This window comes from Pseudomonas sichuanensis (genome assembly GCF_003231305.1).
Classification (GTDB): Bacteria; Pseudomonadota; Gammaproteobacteria; order Pseudomonadales; family Pseudomonadaceae; genus Aquipseudomonas; species Aquipseudomonas sichuanensis.
On sequence record NZ_QKVM01000062.1, the window covers coordinates 1 to 15,166 of the forward strand.

Genomic DNA, 15,166 nt, shown 5'->3' on the forward strand with positions numbered 1-15,166 from the left:
CTTGCCGACGCGCTTGTAGGCGCTGAAGGCACCGGCCAGGTAGTTGTCGAGCGTGGCCAGCGGGTTGTGCATCAGCGCGCTGCTCGTGGCGGATGCCGGGCGGGCGTTTCTTGGGCCGGCGCCTTCGGCCAGGGTGGCCAGGCCACTGGCAATGTCGAGAATGATCCGCTCACCGAGCGTGGCGGCCTCGGCCAGGATGCCCTTGAGTTTGCCGGCGGCCTGGCTGACGAAATTATCAAGGCTGCCGACGATATCGGCGTTGAGGTGGCCGGCCAGCAGTTCGACCGACGCATCGTCGAGCACCTGCTTACCCTCCTGGCGCACGAACAGCAACATCGGCCGCAAGCTCATGCGTGCCGGCGCCTCACCGGCGGGCGAGGTGACCAGGCCGATCAGGTTGAGGGCAAAGCTGGCGCAGAAAAGCGGGTCGGGCACCTGGCTACGGGCCAGGGTCGTGATAGCGCTCAGTACTTCGATCAGGGCGATGCTGTTGCCCGCCACTGGCACATTGCCGGCTACGGCCTTGAGGCGCTCGAGGGTGGCATGGCCGGCACTGACTTCACGTAGCCAGGCGTCGAACACGGCGGCGCCACGGCCGACGTCCTGGGCCTGGATCTCGGCGAGTGGTGTGATCGCTACTTGTAAAATGCCCTTGCCTGAAGAGCTGGCCTTGTCGGGGATGGTTGCCATTTGGTTCGGCGCTCCTTGCTGGAAAGGAGGTCGCCTGGTGGCTACGCATCGCGGGGCAAGCCCGCTCCCACAAGGTAGGCGGTGCAGTGCAATGGCCTCGGTCGGGCGACCTGTAAATGCAGGAGGGAAACCATACCGAGGCGGTATTCAGGAAGAAGTCAGAAGGTGTCTCGCACGCAGAAAGGAGTATTCCTGTTCAGATGTGGAAAAACGGCTACACGCCCCTGGCGGGCATAAACACTCTGTGGTCAATGATTGTTTGAGGCAGTATTAATCGGCTTTCCGGAGCGCCCTTTGATCCTAGGGCATCACGCCCCAACGCCTGTCACATCCCCCAATACTTCAGCGCCCACAACACCCCCATCCCAACCCCCAGTGTCAACAGGGTACTGCGCGTGCGCCAGGCCACCACGCCGGCCAGTATCGCCGCAGGTATCTGTGGGTTGCTCCAGTCGAACGCCGCATGCCGGTCCTGATACACCACCGCCGGCAGCACCAGCGCCGCCAGCACGCTCGCCGGCACATAGGCCAGCGCCCGCCGGAACCACGGCGGTATGCGCAGGCTGCGGTAGTACTCGATGAACGACAGGCGCAGGGCAAAGGTGCCCAGGCCCGCCAGCAGGAAAGTGATCCATTGCCATGCCTGGCTCATGAGGCCTCCTGGTCGGCGTGCTGTTCCATGGCCTCAGCCATACCAAGCTGCTCCAGCGCAAGCCCGGCCAGGATGCCGCCGAGCGCCGCCACCAGCATCCCCAGGTTGTAGGGCATGTCGATGGCCAGTACCGCCAGCACGCCGCCCACCGTTGCCGCCCCGAGCATCGCCTGGTTGCGGATGGCGGGCACCAGCAGCGCCAGGAACGACAGCGGGATGGCGAACCCCAGCGACCAGGTCGGCGGTATGCCCGAGCCCACCGCCACGCCCACCAGCACGGCGAGGTTCCAACCCAGCCACATGACCATGGCGGTGCCGAGGTAGTACTCGAAGGCGAACGCGCCCAGGCCCTCCCGTGCGTTGAGCCTTAGGGTGCACAGGGCGAAGGATTGATCCGAAAGCAGGTAGGCCATCGACCAGCGGCGCTGGCGTGGCAGGTCGCTGAAGTGTGGCGCCAGGGAGGCGCTGTACATCAGAAAGCGCAGGTTGATCACCAGCGCGGTGACCACCATGGTGATGGGCAAGGCGCCGTTCTGCATCAGTTGCAGCACGGCCATCTGCGCCGAGCCCGAGTAGAACAGCAGGGTCATGCCCATGGCCTCGCTTGGCGACAGCCCCATGTTGATTGCCGTGACCCCGGTGATCAGGCCGAACGGCACGATCCCGGTGGTCAGCGGCAGGACTGCGCGGGCGCCCTGCGTGAGCGCTTGGGCCCTGTTGGATGGTTGCATTGCAATGCCTTCTGAAATGGCCCGGCAAGCTGCGGCCGGGATCGCTGCTGGCCTGCGCCGATAGGGCTTTGGCAAGCCTGTAGCGGTCACGTTAATGCGCGGCAGAATGGCTGGCAACGGCAGATTTCCCATTCGTGGCCCAGGGGCCGGGGTTCTCGGTGGACTACAAGGTGGAGGAGGCGCTGGTGCAGTTGGTTTAGCGCAGCCAGCGTCAATGCAGCACTGCCCGCAACGCACCGGTGACGACGATGGCGAACAGCACCACCGGCAGTATGGAATAGCGCGTGGCGGCAAGCAGGGTCAGGGCCAGTGCGAGCGAGTCGGCGGGGTCACCGCTGACGAATTTGGGCGCGATCACCGCGATCAGCACACAGCCCGGTGCGGCACTGAGCATTTGGCTGAGTTGCGGCCCCATGACGCGATTGCGTAACAGCAAAAAGCCCAGGGCGCGTGTCAGGTAAGTGACCAGGGCCATGCCGAGGATCGTGGCCAATGTGGTGATGTCGATCATGGCTTGGCCCACAGGTAGGCGCTGACCAGGCCTGCCACGGTGCCCGCGAGGACGTACCAGCCGCCGGGGATCAACAGGTGGAACAGCGCGGCGGTCAGCAGGCTGAACAGCCAGGGCAGGGCGGCGTGCACGCCTTTCCACATACCCTTGAGCAGTACCAGGAAAACGGCGGCTAAGGCCATGTCGAAGCCATAGCTGCGCAGGTCGCCCAGCATCGGCCCGACCAGCGCCCCCAGGGTGGTGAAGGTTACCCAGGTGGCCCACAGGCACAGCGACACGCCCATGTAGTAGCGCAAGCTGAAGCCATTGCGGCGACGGGCATCGGCCAAGCCCATGGCCCAGCTCTCGTCGCACATGAAAAACAGTGCGCCAAGCGCTTGCTTCAGGGGCAGATGGCGCAGGTAGGGCGCCAGGGTAGCGCCCATCAGCAGGTGACGGCTGTTGACCAGCAGGGTCATGGCGACGATCACCAGTACCGCCGGTGGCGAGGTCCACAGTTCGATGGCGGCGAACTCCGAACCACCACCGAAATTCAGGCCGGTCATCAACGCAACTTCACCAGCATTGAGCTGGTGTTGCGACGCCTGCGCACCGAGTACCAGGGCGAACGGGATGAAGCCCAACAGCATCGGCAGGGCGGCCACCGCGCCACGACGCAGTTCGCTGTCGGGGGCAGTGGGATCGTTCAGGGCGGGTTCAAGGGTATTCATGGTCACCTCCAGTGGAGGAGAATTATTTCAATGTGCGGTTGAAATAGGCTTGCGTAGTTGCCAAACCTTACTGATGATTTGGCATTTGCTACCAAAAACACTCGATTTGAGGTTTTCAATGCCAATCAAGCTTGATGCCATCGACCGCCGCATCCTGCGTGCCCTGCAGCGGGACGGGCGCCTGCAGAACCAGGAGCTGGCCAAGCAAGTGGGGTTGTCCCCGTCGCCGTGCCTGCGGCGGGTACGGCTGCTGGAAGACGCGGGGGTCATCGAGCGCTACGTGGCGCTGGTGGACCCGGCCAAGGTGGCATTGGGCCTGACCCTGTTCGTGCGGGTGTGGCTCAAGCGCCAGGATCAGGAAACCACCGACGTCTTCATCAACGCGGTGCGCCGGCTGCCCGAGGTGGTGGAGTGCCATGTGATGGCGGGCGACTGCGACCTGTTGCTACGGGTGGTGGCGGCGGATCTGGAAGCTTACCGGCGGTTCCAGGTGGCCCATCTGACCAGCCTGGATGTGGTGCAGAACGTCAAGACCGAAGTGCCCATGGAGAAGGTCAAGCTGACCACTGAGTTACCGGTGTAGCGCGCGGCTCGACCTGACCCGGCTTGGCACTCAGCGAGCGTTCTGGGGCGTCGCTGAAGCTGCCCTGCGGATAAAAATCTGGAACAGGGCTTTGTTATTAAATAGAATCAATCGCATTAAATGATGTGCAGAGCCTCACGCTATGGTTGAAGCCGCTACGCCACCCGATCACCGCCTGAGTGCCCTGTACCGCGACCATCGTAGCTGGCTGGAGCACTGGTTGCGCCGCCGTGTCGGCAATAGCTGGGATGCGGCCGACCTGAGCCAGGACACCTTCCTGCGGATACTGTCCAGCGCCCAGAAGCTCGAGGAGTTGCGTGAGCCACGCGCCTACCTGCTGACCGTGGGCAAGCGCCTGTTGAGCAATTTCTATAGCCGTCGCAGCCTTGAACAGGCCTATCTGGAGGCGTTGGCACAGTTGCCGCAAGCGTGTGTGCCGTCGCCAGAGCAGCGCTGGCTGCTGTTGGAAACACTGCAGGCACTGGATGAGCTGCTGGACGGGTTGCCACGTCTGGTCCGTCGGGCTTTTCTCTGGAGCCAGTTGCACGGCCTGGGCTATCGCCAGATCGCCGAGCGCCTGGAGGTGTCGGAGCGCACGGTCAAACGCTACATGGCGCAAGCCTACGAGCATTGCCTGCTGGTGGACCTGTGATGCGTGCGGCGCCCAGCGGCGAGGCACTTGAGGTGGCACGCGCGGCGGCTCGGTGGTTGGCGTTGCTGGAGTCGGGCACGGCCACTGAAGAGGATCATGCCCGCCTTGAACGCTGGCGCAACAGCAGCATCAGCCATGAAACCACCTGGCAGAAGGCGCAGCTGCTGCGCCAGCGCTTTTCCGGGCTGCCGCCCACCTTGGCCATGGCCTCGCTGGATCGTCCGGACCTTGCGCGGCGCACTGCCATCAAGCGCGCATTGGGCATTGCGGCACTGTTGCCGGCTACCTGGCTGATCGGGCGGCAGTTGCCGGTGCAGGTGTGGATGGCCGATGTGCACACCGCCATCGGCGAGCAGAAAAAACTGCAACTGGCCGACGGCAGCCTGTTGCAGCTGAACACCGACAGCGCAGTCAATGTCGACCTGGGCAAGCGTGAGCTGACCTTGGTGCGAGGCGAGATGGCGCTCAAGGTGACTGGCAGCGCAGGGCTGACCCTGCACTTGCCTTACGGTCGGGTGATTGTCGGCCGCAGTGAAGTTTGTGTGCGCCTCAATGACAGTGACTGTCAGATCGCAGTGGCCAGCGGTGCGGTGCAACTGCAACCCTTGCATGGCCCGGCGCTGCTTTTGCGCGAGGGTGAGCAGGTCCGTTTGAAGGTTGGCGGCGCAGGCCAGGTCGAGCGCTTCGATGCTTCGCTGCCGGGGTGGCGAGAGGGCGTTCTGATCGCCCAGAACCAACCGCTGGGCGATTTCCTGCGCGAGCTGCGGCGCTTTCGCCCAGGGTTGTTGCGCTGGGACCCAGTGCTGGAACACCTGCGGGTAATGGGCAGCTTCCGCCTCGACGACACCGACCGTGTGCTGTCGCTGCTGGCGGCTAGCCTGCCGCTGGAGGTGCATTCGCGCACGCGGTATTGGGTCACCCTGGTACCGCGCAACATTCAGGTGTAAGGCATGTCCCTTTTTTTCGCCTCACCGGTCATTCCAGGCAAGTGAACTGAAAACGAGAGCTTGCCCCAATGTCCGTAGTAATGCCTTGCCGTCCAGGCCATCAGTCTTTGCAGCGTGTGGGCCTGGTGCTGAGCCTGAGCGCCACCACGCTTTTTACCCCTGTCAGTTGGGCCGATGGCGCCGCCCGGCGCAGCTATGAAGTCGCGGCCGGGAGCCTGGGCAGCGCGTTGACGCGTTTCGCCACGCAGTCGGGCGTCAACCTGTCGGTGAGCCCTGCCTTGGTGAATGGGCGCGACAGTGCCGGCCTGTCGGGCACCTACAGTGTTGAGGAAGGCTTTGCCCGCCTGCTACAGGGCAGCGGTTTGCGCCTGCAGCCGGCAGGCGCCGACGCCTACATTCTGGTGCCGGCAAGCCAGAGCTCCAGTGCCCTGGAAATTGCGCCAACCACCATCAACAGCGGGCACCTGGGTGACGATGGCGAACCGTATGCCGGTGGCCAGGTCGCTCGCCGTGGCGCGCAAGGCCTGCTCGGTTCGCGTGACTTCATGGAAACGCCGTTCAGCATGACCACCTACACCAGCCAGGCGGTAAAGAACCTGCAGGCGCGAACCCTGAACGACCTGGTTGCCAGCGACCCTTCGGTGCGCGCCACCAACCCGGCAGGCGGGCGCTTCGAGCAGTTCACCATTCGTGGCCTGAGCCTGTTCAACAGCGATGTGTCCTATAACGGGCTGTATGGTGTATTGCCGACCTATTCCATCGACATGGAAATGGCCGACCGCGTCGATATCCTCAAAGGGCCGAGCCAACTGATCAACGGCATCTCGCCGCGGGGTAGCGTGGGTGGCGGTATCAACGTGGTGCCCAAGCGCGCGGGCGACAAGCCGCTGACGGAGTTCACCGGTAGCTATGCCTCCGACAGCCAGGTGGGCGGTGCCGTGGATATCGGCCGGCGCTTTGGTGAGAGCGACCAGTTCGGCCTGCGTTTCAACGCGGTGAAGCAGGCCGGCGACACCACCTGGGATCACCAGAGCGTCAACCGCGAAATGGCCGTGCTGGGCCTGGACTTTCGCGGTGAGCGGTTGCGCCTGTCCACCGACATCGGCCACACCCAGCGCGACACCGATGCCCCCCAGGAGCGGGTGCTGATCGGCGCAAACGCCAAGGTGCCGGATGCCAAGGATGTGCGCCGCAACTATGCCCAGGCCTGGAGCAAGGCACGCACCGAGGACACCTTTGGCGCGGTGAACGCCGAGTACGACCTGAGCGATTCGCTGATGGCCTATGCTGCGTTCGGTGCGCGCGAGAGCAACCATGATTTTCTGCGTCACAACGTGCCGGTCAGCAACGACGCCGGCGACTTCAGTGTCTTGCCCCGCGACTTTACCCGCGACGAGTCGGTGCGCACGGCCATGGCCGGGCTGCGTAACTGGTTCACCACCGGCCCGGTCAGCCATGAGCTGAACCTGTCGGCGAGTTACTTCTACATGGACTTCACCAACGGCGGGGCGCGCTACGCGGCAGCGCCCAGCAATCTGTACAACCCGGTAGCCACCCCCACGCCCGGCAGGGCGACGCGCCAGGATGCCGAGGTGTACACCGAGAACCGTTTCACCGGCGTGGCGCTGGCCGATACCCTGGGCTTTTTCGACGACCGCCTGTTGCTGACCCTGGGTGCACGCTGGCAACGGGTCAAGGTCGACGACTGGAGCAATGACGTCAAGGGCAACACCGCCTACGACGAGGAGAAGGTCTCGCCCTCGGGCGGCGTGGTGTTCAAGGTCAGCGAGCAGTTCTCGCTGTACGCCAGCTACATGGAAGGCCTGAGCCAGGGCAAGATCGCGCCGTCGACCTCGATCAACTCCGACCAGATATTCGCGCCCTTCATCAGCCGCCAGGTCGAGGTGGGCGCCAAGTACGACCTGGGCACCTTCGGTCTGACCGCCAGCGCCTTTCGCATCAAGCAACCCGCCTACGAAACCAATGCCGCCACGCGAGTGTTCGGGCCTAACGGCAAGCGTGAGAACAAGGGTATCGAGTTGAATGTGTTCGGCGAGCCGCTCAAAGGCGTGCGCCTGCTCGGTGGGGTGATGTTCATCGACAGCGAGCTGACCGGTACCGTGGGCGGCATTGCCGACGGCAACCGCGCCCCGGCCACTCCCGAATACAATGTCAGCCTGGGTGCTGAATGGGATGTGCCGAAGGTTGCGGGGCTGACCCTGACCACACGGGGCATTCATTCCAGCTCGCAGTACCTGGACCAAGCCAACAGCAAGAAGATCGATGGCTGGGAGCGTTTCGACCTGGGGGCGCGTTATACCTTCAAGGTCTCGGACAAGGACGTCACCCTGCGTGCCAGCGTCGAGAACGTGCTGGACGACCAGTATTGGATTTCGGCGGGGGCGTCCGATGACAGCGAGCCGGGGCTGAGCTTGTCTACGCCACGGACGTATCTGGTTTCGGCCACTATCGGGTTTTGATCGCAGGCTTTTGTTGGCATTGCAACCGAGCAGCCGCATACGCATTGCGAATGCTCGGTTTACGCGACCAGTTGCGAGCGTTTTCATCGCTCATGGTAATGCGGGGGCCTGGAGGTGGCTCGGCGAAAGCCACCGTCCGAGTTCGGTTATAGCGTTATCGACGGCAGGACTGACCGGAGCCGTTCCATGGCCAGTGCGCTGCAGGGTTGCATGGGCTCACGAAGTTCATTGGCGATGAGCCCTTGAACAGAGAGCGCAGCCTTCACCACAGCGGGGTTCGGCTCGGCAAATGCCGATTGAATCCAGGGCAGAAGCCGATAGAACACTGAGCGAGCTGCACCAACGTCGCCTTCGTCCATGTGGCGCACCAGTTGAACGTAGAGTTCAGCATGGATGTGAGCTGATGCCGAGATGGCGCCGGCACCTCCCAGGGCGAGATTGGTGAATATCTGGATATCCTCTCCGGTTAGTACCTGAGCATGTCCGTCATTGATCAGTGCCATCGTTGTTTCGATATCGCCACTGCAGTCTTTCACCGCGGCAATGTTCGAGTGACGCACGATCCGTCGGAGTGTTTCGCGCTCGATCCTCACACCTGTCCGATACGGAATGTCGTAGACCACTACGGGCACTGACGATGCGTCAGCCACGGCCTGGAAGTAGGATTCGATGCCTTGTTGTGATGGGCGGATGTAGTAGGGCGCTGGGACAAGCACGCCAGCGATGTCGCGGCGCTGGATGTTCTGCTGGAGCGCCAGAACTTCCTGCAGGTTGTTGCCCGAGAGCCCCATGATCACTTGGCCTGGCTGGGCGACTTCAAGTACGGCATCCAGCGCCTCGAGCTGTTCATCTTTGCTCATCGCCGCAGCTTCGCCCGTGGTACCGCATACCACCAGGCCTCTCACACCTTCATTGAGGAGCTTCTTGGCCAAGCCTTGAAGGGCGTCGAAATCGACCTGCCCCGAACGGAAAGGTGTGACCAGTGCAACCCAGATACCGCGCAAATTAGACATGCATTACTCCTCAGGCAGACCGATTAGTCGACGTCAGAGGAGGGGATGGGAATCAAGCGGGGAAGAGACCTGGCGCTATCTGTCCTGTCAGCTCATCTGACGGGACAGCGCCCCGGTCAAATGAGCGACTGTTTCTTGGATTTCTTGGCAACGGACACGCATGCGCATGCCTGGGCGTAGAGGCCCATGGCAGTCAGCATGTGGTCGGTGTTGGGAATCATGGTTGATCCGTTGCCAAGAGGTGCATCGGGATAGTGCGCAAGGGGGCTAGGTTTAGTCAACAGGCATTGTGGGTCGAAGTTGGGGTTATTGGGCTATTGCTCCGCGTTTACCTGGAAGCGATGCAGGCTCATGTGCAGCAAAGGGAAGGGGCGCCCCTCGCCATCCAGCGGGGAACGACCTGTTTGGACAAACCCGTAATGTAAATAGAACCCTACCGCTTCGGGGTTCTGCTCGTTCACGTCAACACTCAGCTGATTGCGCGAACTGCGGGCATGCTCCAGCAGCGCGCGGCCAATACCTTTCCCACGCAGATCGGGCTCGATGAAGAGCATCTCTACGTGGCTTTCATTGAGGCCGATAAAGCCCAGTGGGCAGTCCTCGGCATTTACCGCAACCCATGATTCAACAGCGGGTAGGTAGACATCCCGAAGCTGAGGAAGCAATGCCTCGATATCGGACGCTTGCAGGAAGTGATGAGTGGCGCGAACAGAGCGCAGCCAGATGTTGAGCAGTTGTGGATGGTCGGCATGGGTAGCCTGACGAATGATCATGGAATCATCCTTTGCACTTGATAGCGGAAATGAGGCGCGCCCGTCGATAGCGCCCGTATAAGTGTCGGCAACCTGTATGACCGCTTCGCGAATTAACGCCTGGGCGGTGCACGGCAGAGGTAGCCGAAAAGGAGGGAGGAAGGACGATACTGAGCGGTATTCGGGGTGTCAAAAAAATTACAGATGGAAGGGGGGCGCAGTATTCCTTTCTAGAGCCAGCGTCTGACTTGGCTGCAGTAGTGCGTGAACTCACTTGCGAAAATGCTCGCAAGGGCTCGCTCCTCCGGCCCGATCTGGAAGCGGTTCATATAGATCACGAAGCCCAGCACGCTCAGCAGCGCCGGCGGCCACGCAAGAAAGATGGACCAGGCTACCAGGGCGGCGGCGAAGCCCAGGTACATGGGGTTGCGTGTATATCTGTAGACGCCCGAGCGGACCAGTACCGAAGCGCTTTCCGGCCTCAGAGGGTTGACCGTGGTACGTGCGCGGCGAAAGGAAATCACACCGGCCAAGCACGTGGTAATACCTGCCAGCAACACCACCAAAGCCAGACCGATCCGCCATTCGATGGCCAGCGCCAGGGTACCCGGAAGGTTCAGAGCACAGAGCCACGCCAACAGGCCGAACAGAACAGCCACCAGCGGCGGCGGGATGCGGTTGTCCATGATGAGCTCCTGATAGTAATGAGCGTGCTAGCAGAGTGAGGTCTATAGCCACTTCAGGGTCAAGTGTCATCGTGGTCCATGGCTGAATCGCGCTTCATATCCGCCTTGTTACGCGCGATCTGTGAATCGTTGACTTTGTGGGCGCTCGAGAACATTCATGATGCTGTGGTCATTCATTTTCGAGGTGAGATCATGGCGGTGCGAACCGAAGTTCTCATTGTTGGGGCCGGCCCGACCGGGCTGGTGCTTGCTCTTTGGCTCACCAGGCAAGGCGTCGGCGTAACGATCGTCGACAAGAACAGTGGGCCCGGCGAAGCTTCTCGTGCCATGGCTGTTCAAGCCCGCACGCTAGAGCTGTATCGCCAACTCGATATAGCCGAGGCTGTGATAGATGCCGGTTATAAAACACCGGCAATGAACATGTGGGCCCGTGGCAGCCACAGAGCGCGCATCCCCTTGGTCGATGCCGGCAGAGAGGTTTCTGCATACCCCTTCGTGTTGATCTATCCCCAGGACCGCCATGAGCGCCTGCTGGTGCAGCAACTCCATGCCCTGGGCGTGGACGTGCACTGGCAGACCGAACTGCTGCGCTTCGAAGAGGGTGAAAGCCACCTCACGGCCATGCTGAAACAGGCCGATGGGCAGGAAGTGGCCCTGACTGCGGCATACCTGGCAGGCTGCGATGGCGCTCGTTCGCTCGTTCGACATCAGATCGGCAGCGGTTTCGAGGGCGGCACCTATAAGCATCTTTTCTATGTCGCGGATGTCAGGGTTACGGGCATCGAGCCTGCGGGTGAGGCGCACATCGCTTTTGACAAGTCCGACTTCGTGCTGCTCCTGTGCTATGGCGAAAAGGACCGATACCGCCTGATCGGCACCGTGCGAGACGAGCGCGCCGAGCACCCCGAGCAACTGACGTTCGCGGACGTTGGCCACGATGCCATCAACGGCTTGAACCTCGAAGTCAGCGAAGTGAACTGGTTTTCCACTTACCGCGTTCATCATCGTGTCACCGACCATTTCCGCCGTGGCAGAGCGTTTTTGCTCGGCGATGCTGCGCATGTCCACAGCCCGGCAGGCGGGCAGGGCATGAACACCGGGATACTGGACGCGATCAACCTGGCGTGGAAGTTGGCAGCGGTGGTCAAAGGCAAGGCGCCGGAGACATTGCTCGACAGCTACCAGATTGAACGCCAGGCATTTGCCCGCACGCTGGTGGAAACCACTGACAAGCTGTTCACCTTTGTTACCGCTCAAGGCGGGTTCGCTGACTTTGTGCGCACGCGCATCGCGCCGATCTTCGCCAGTGTTGCGTACAAGCGCGCGAGCGTGCGTGAGTACCTGTTCCGCGTGGTTTCGCAAACGACCCTGGATTACCGCGACAGCCCGCTGAGCCAAGGCAAGGCAGGCGAGGTTCAGGGGGGGGATCGCCTGCCTTGGCTGCCTGGGGGCACTGCGGACAACTACGCTTCACTGGCAGCCATCGAGTGGCAAGTGCAGGTTTACGGTGAGGCCAAGGCAGACCTGGCCCAATGGTGCACGCAGCACGGCATTGCCCTGCATGTTTTCGCTTGGGTGCCGGCGTGCGAGAAAGCCGGCGTTGCCAGAAATGCTGCTTATCTGTTGCGGCCTGATACTTATGTTGCGCTGGCTGATCCCCAGGGGGATGCGTCCACATTGAACCGATATTTCGAGGCGCGCGGTGTTGTGCTGCCCGCTTGAGGAGTGGGTTGCGTTGTGTACGGTCAAGCGCGAGGCGAAGCCGATGATCAGCGCGATCGAAATCGATGGCTAGGCCATGTCCGTATGGGAGTGCTTTTCAGGAACGGCTGCTATCGACCCAAAGCGGTCACTGGGGGCATCAATATCAACGACTGCCGCGAAACCTGTGGGAGCGGGTTTACCCGCGAACACGGGCGAAGCCCGTGCCACTCAACGCGTTGCCTGCTTCGCGGCGGTTCGGTGTCCCGATAAACCCGCTCCCACAAGCTCTCTGCTGACCTCACTGGCCGCTTTGGGCTGGAAGCAGCTTGCGCCTCCGGGCGAAGGCGCTATCCGTCGGTACCGCACCGGATCAGAAGGATTTGCCGATCGAGGCCACCACCGTAGCCGAGCAAATATCGTTGAACCCCAGGTAACTGGCGCATTCCACTTTCGACAAGTCTGTGTCGATATAGCTGATCGACCAGTCCAACGACAGCATCATGCGGCTCAGTTTCACTTGCCATTCGTGGTAGGCGTCGCGGCTCGAACCGTCGTTGGCGAACCAGCTCGGGTCCTTGTAGTCGTTGCGCCCGTAGCGCGTTTCCAGGCCGATGTCGTTGGGCAACTGCATGGCGTAGCCGACATAGCTGTAGAGCATCGCCTGGTCGCCGTTGAAGTTGTCCGAGTAGTTGCCGCCCAGCAACACGCCCCAGGCGCGCAGTTCGGCGTGGTATTCGCCGTAGTTGAAGGCGCCTTGACGCGGGTAGACGTACTTGATGTACGAGGTGTCGAGGGTGACGTCGTCGTTGACTTGCCAGAAGTAGCCCGCGTAGTAGTCCAGTTCCTGGCGAGTACTGCTGCCATAGCCGAAATCGACGTTGGAGCTCCACACGCCTGCGTACAGGCCACTGGAGTGGGCAAGGGTCAGCGAGCCTTGCAGGGCAGGGTCGTTCTGGGTCTGGGAGATGCCGCGGGTGCGATAGTCGCTGAAGATCCCGATCTTGGCTTCGAGGCTGAAGTCGGTGTCGAAGTCGATGGCATGGGCCAATGGCGCGCAGGCGAGCAGGCCGCCTGCGATGAAGTTGCGTACGTTCATGGTTGCTTCCCGTTATTGTTGTTGTGAGCGGTGTGGCAGAGGCGGCCTATTCGCGGGCAAGCCCGCTCTCACGGGGAGCACGCCAGCTTGAGAAACCTCAGCAGGGCAGTTGCTCCCACGAAAATCACCGCCAATCCGGCAGAAGCGGGCTTGCCCGCGAAGACCTCAGCGCGCGTAGATCTGCTTGCCGGCGAACCAGGTCTGCAGCACCTGGGTGTCGCGCAGGGCCTCGGGCTCGACGCTGAGCACGTCGCGGTCGAGCACGATCATGTCGGCCTGCTTGCCGACCTTCAGCGAGCCGACCTGCTGCTCCAGGCGCATGGCCCGGGCAGAATTGAGGGTGTAGGCCTGGAACATCACTTGGCGGTCGATGGCCTCGTCGGCGTTGAGCACGCCTTTGGGCCCTTTGCGGCTGACGGCCTGGTAGATGGCCTTCCACGGATCTGGTGTGGTGATCGGCCAGTCGCTGGCGCCAGAGATGGTCGCGCCATGCTTGAGCAGCGAATGGGCCGGATAGCTGTGCATGAAGACCATGGCATCCACGTAGGGCTTGACCAGGTCGATGTTGGACTGGTCGGCGCTGGCCCAGTACAGCTGCATCGCGGCGATCACGTCGAGCTGCTTGAAGCGGGCGTATTCCTTGGGGCTGACCATCTGCAGATGGGTAATGGAGTGGGGGATGCCGCTGTGGCGGTCACGCCGGGCCTGCTCGATGCCATTGAGCGCTTCGCGTACGGCGCGATCGCCAATTGCATGCACGTGCACCAGCCAGCCGCGGGCATCGGCGGCACTGACCAGTTCGCCGAAGTGTTTCGGGTCGAGCAGCAGCTCGCCATTCTGCCCGGAGTTCTTGTAGGGCTCGAGCATCGCCGCAGTCTGCGCTGGCGCCTCGGCCACGCCGTCGGCGAACACCTTGATGCCCGGCAGGGTGAGGTTGCGCACGCCGAGGAATTGCTGGCGCACCTTGTCCAGTTCGTCGAGGTCTGCGGGGCGGGCCTTGGAGTCGGCCATCAGCAGCGCCGCGACGTGGGCAGTCAGTTCGCCGCGCTCGGAGAGGTCCTTGTAGACCGGCAGCACGCCCAGTGAGTCGTTCTTCACGTCGGCGCCCGGCAGTTCGTTGGCCAGCGGGTCCATCCAGCCGGTGATGCCCAGTGACTTGTAGTAATCCAGGGCCATGCGCCCGGCGGTCATCAAGGTGTCGCGGGACAGCGGTGGCAGCAGGTCGGTCACCGGGTAGTAGCTGGCATCGGCGAGGAAGCCGTTCGGGGTTCCGTCCTGGTGCTGGCCGATGGTATTGCGTGCCTCGGCGGGCAGGGCCGCGATGGTCTTGGCGTCGATGCCGGCGCGTTTGAGCATGGCCTGGTTGGCCCAGCCGGTGTGCATGTCATTGGCGGCGAAGAGGATCGGCTGGTCGGCCCACTCGCCGTGGTTGAAGCGCTGCGCCAGGGCGGGAATGTCGTCCCAGTAGGTGCCAGGCACGCCCCCGACAGAGAGGAACTCGCCACGCACGGCTTTGCCATCCTTGCGCCATTGGTGCAGGCGCCGCTCCAGTTCATCGAGGGGGATTTCTTCGCCAGCCAGGTTGGCCAGCTCCAGTTGCAGGCCGCCCTTGATGGCATGGGAGTGGGAATCGAGCATGCCAGGCATCAGCACTTTGCCGCCCAGGTCGATCACCTGCGTGCTCTCGCCCTTCAGGCGCAGCACGGCCAGGTCGGAGCCTACCGCCACGATCTTCTCGCCATCGACCGCCACGGCCTGCTGCAATGGCTGGCCTGGCTCGGCGGTGTAGACCTTGGCGTTGTGCAGGATCACGTCCACTGCCGCAACACTCTGCAGCGCGGTGCAGGCAAGGCCCGCGCTGATGGCCATCTTCAGGAGCTGCTTCATTCGGTGCCTCGTTCTTGTTGTGCTGGAGCGCCAGCCTAGCCAAGGCACAGGGGTGGAAAAATCCGAAAGCAG

14 protein-coding genes and 1 pseudogene are annotated in these 15,166 nt (G+C 62.4%); 5 read left to right on the plus strand and 10 right to left on the minus strand.

Annotation, left to right across the window (positions count from 1 at the left end; genetic code table 11):
- The 5 genes and pseudogenes from DM373_RS24750 to DM373_RS24770 form a co-directional block, all read right to left on the minus strand.
- Positions 1 to 690: pseudogene (locus tag DM373_RS24750) on the minus strand (RHS repeat-associated core domain-containing protein); the annotation flags it as partial.
- Between the two features lie 325 nt (positions 691 to 1,015).
- Positions 1,016 to 1,342 carry an AzlD domain-containing protein gene (locus tag DM373_RS24755; protein WP_110996059.1) on the minus strand — a complete coding sequence of 109 codons (327 nt, stop codon included), beginning with the start codon at positions 1,340 to 1,342 and terminating at the stop codon, positions 1,016 to 1,018.
- Positions 1,339 to 2,073 carry an AzlC family ABC transporter permease gene (locus tag DM373_RS24760; protein ID WP_110996060.1) on the minus strand — a complete coding sequence of 245 codons (735 nt, stop codon included), beginning with the start codon at positions 2,071 to 2,073 and terminating at the stop codon, positions 1,339 to 1,341. Before DM373_RS24760 ends, DM373_RS24755 begins: the two co-directional genes overlap by 4 nt.
- Before the next feature lie 211 nt (positions 2,074 to 2,284).
- Positions 2,285 to 2,584 carry an AzlD family protein gene (locus DM373_RS24765; protein ID WP_110996061.1) on the minus strand — a complete coding sequence of 100 codons (300 nt, stop codon included), beginning with the start codon at positions 2,582 to 2,584 and terminating at the stop codon, positions 2,285 to 2,287.
- Positions 2,581 to 3,294, minus strand: coding sequence for an AzlC family ABC transporter permease (locus DM373_RS24770; RefSeq protein ID WP_110996062.1), 714 nt, complete (start codon positions 3,292 to 3,294; stop codon positions 2,581 to 2,583). The genes DM373_RS24765 and DM373_RS24770 overlap by 4 nt, the downstream gene beginning before the upstream one ends.
- A gap of 118 nt (positions 3,295 to 3,412) precedes the next feature.
- On the opposite strand from DM373_RS24770, the gene DM373_RS24775 reads away from it, so the two are divergent.
- From DM373_RS24775 to DM373_RS24790, 4 genes are all read left to right on the plus strand, one after another.
- Complete coding sequence (locus DM373_RS24775) at positions 3,413 to 3,877, plus strand: Lrp/AsnC family transcriptional regulator (RefSeq protein WP_110996063.1); 465 nt, start codon at positions 3,413 to 3,415, stop codon at positions 3,875 to 3,877.
- Positions 3,878 to 4,019: 142 nt separating this feature from the next.
- Positions 4,020 to 4,529: a sigma-70 family RNA polymerase sigma factor gene (locus DM373_RS24780; RefSeq protein ID WP_110996064.1), complete on the plus strand. Its 510-nt coding sequence runs from the start codon at positions 4,020 to 4,022 to the stop codon at positions 4,527 to 4,529.
- The gene (locus DM373_RS24785) at positions 4,529 to 5,476 is read left to right on the plus strand and encodes a FecR domain-containing protein (RefSeq protein WP_110996065.1); all 948 of its coding nucleotides are present in this window, start codon (positions 4,529 to 4,531) and stop codon (positions 5,474 to 5,476) included. The genes DM373_RS24780 and DM373_RS24785 overlap by 1 nt, the downstream gene beginning before the upstream one ends.
- A 68-nt stretch (positions 5,477 to 5,544) precedes the next feature.
- Positions 5,545 to 7,956: a TonB-dependent receptor gene (locus DM373_RS24790; protein ID WP_110996066.1), complete on the plus strand. Its 2,412-nt coding sequence runs from the start codon at positions 5,545 to 5,547 to the stop codon at positions 7,954 to 7,956.
- A 146-nt stretch (positions 7,957 to 8,102) separates the two neighbouring features.
- Here DM373_RS24790 and dapA read toward each other — a convergent pair whose 3' ends face one another.
- The 3 genes from dapA to DM373_RS24805 all read right to left on the minus strand — a co-directional run bounded on the left by dapA (position 8,103) and on the right by DM373_RS24805 (position 10,407).
- Positions 8,103 to 8,969, minus strand: coding sequence for a 4-hydroxy-tetrahydrodipicolinate synthase (gene dapA, locus DM373_RS24795; protein WP_110996067.1), 867 nt, complete (start codon positions 8,967 to 8,969; stop codon positions 8,103 to 8,105).
- Positions 8,970 to 9,283: 314 nt separating this feature from the next.
- Positions 9,284 to 9,742, minus strand: coding sequence for an acetyltransferase (locus DM373_RS24800; protein ID WP_110996068.1), 459 nt, complete (start codon positions 9,740 to 9,742; stop codon positions 9,284 to 9,286).
- Between the two features lie 209 nt (positions 9,743 to 9,951).
- Positions 9,952 to 10,407, minus strand: coding sequence for a methyltransferase family protein (locus tag DM373_RS24805; protein ID WP_110996069.1), 456 nt, complete (start codon positions 10,405 to 10,407; stop codon positions 9,952 to 9,954).
- Positions 10,408 to 10,599: 192 nt separating this feature from the next.
- On the opposite strand from DM373_RS24805, the gene DM373_RS24810 reads away from it, so the two are divergent.
- Positions 10,600 to 12,129: an FAD-dependent oxidoreductase gene (locus DM373_RS24810; RefSeq protein WP_110996089.1), complete on the plus strand. Its 1,530-nt coding sequence runs from the start codon at positions 10,600 to 10,602 to the stop codon at positions 12,127 to 12,129.
- Between the two features lie 352 nt (positions 12,130 to 12,481).
- Here the strand turns inward: DM373_RS24810 and DM373_RS24815 are convergent, their stop codons facing one another.
- Positions 12,482 to 13,207, minus strand: coding sequence for a TorF family putative porin (locus DM373_RS24815; RefSeq protein ID WP_110996070.1), 726 nt, complete (start codon positions 13,205 to 13,207; stop codon positions 12,482 to 12,484).
- Between the two features lie 165 nt (positions 13,208 to 13,372).
- Positions 13,373 to 15,094: an amidohydrolase gene (locus DM373_RS24820; protein ID WP_110996071.1), complete on the minus strand. Its 1,722-nt coding sequence runs from the start codon at positions 15,092 to 15,094 to the stop codon at positions 13,373 to 13,375.
- Positions 15,095 to 15,166 lie beyond the last annotated feature (72 nt).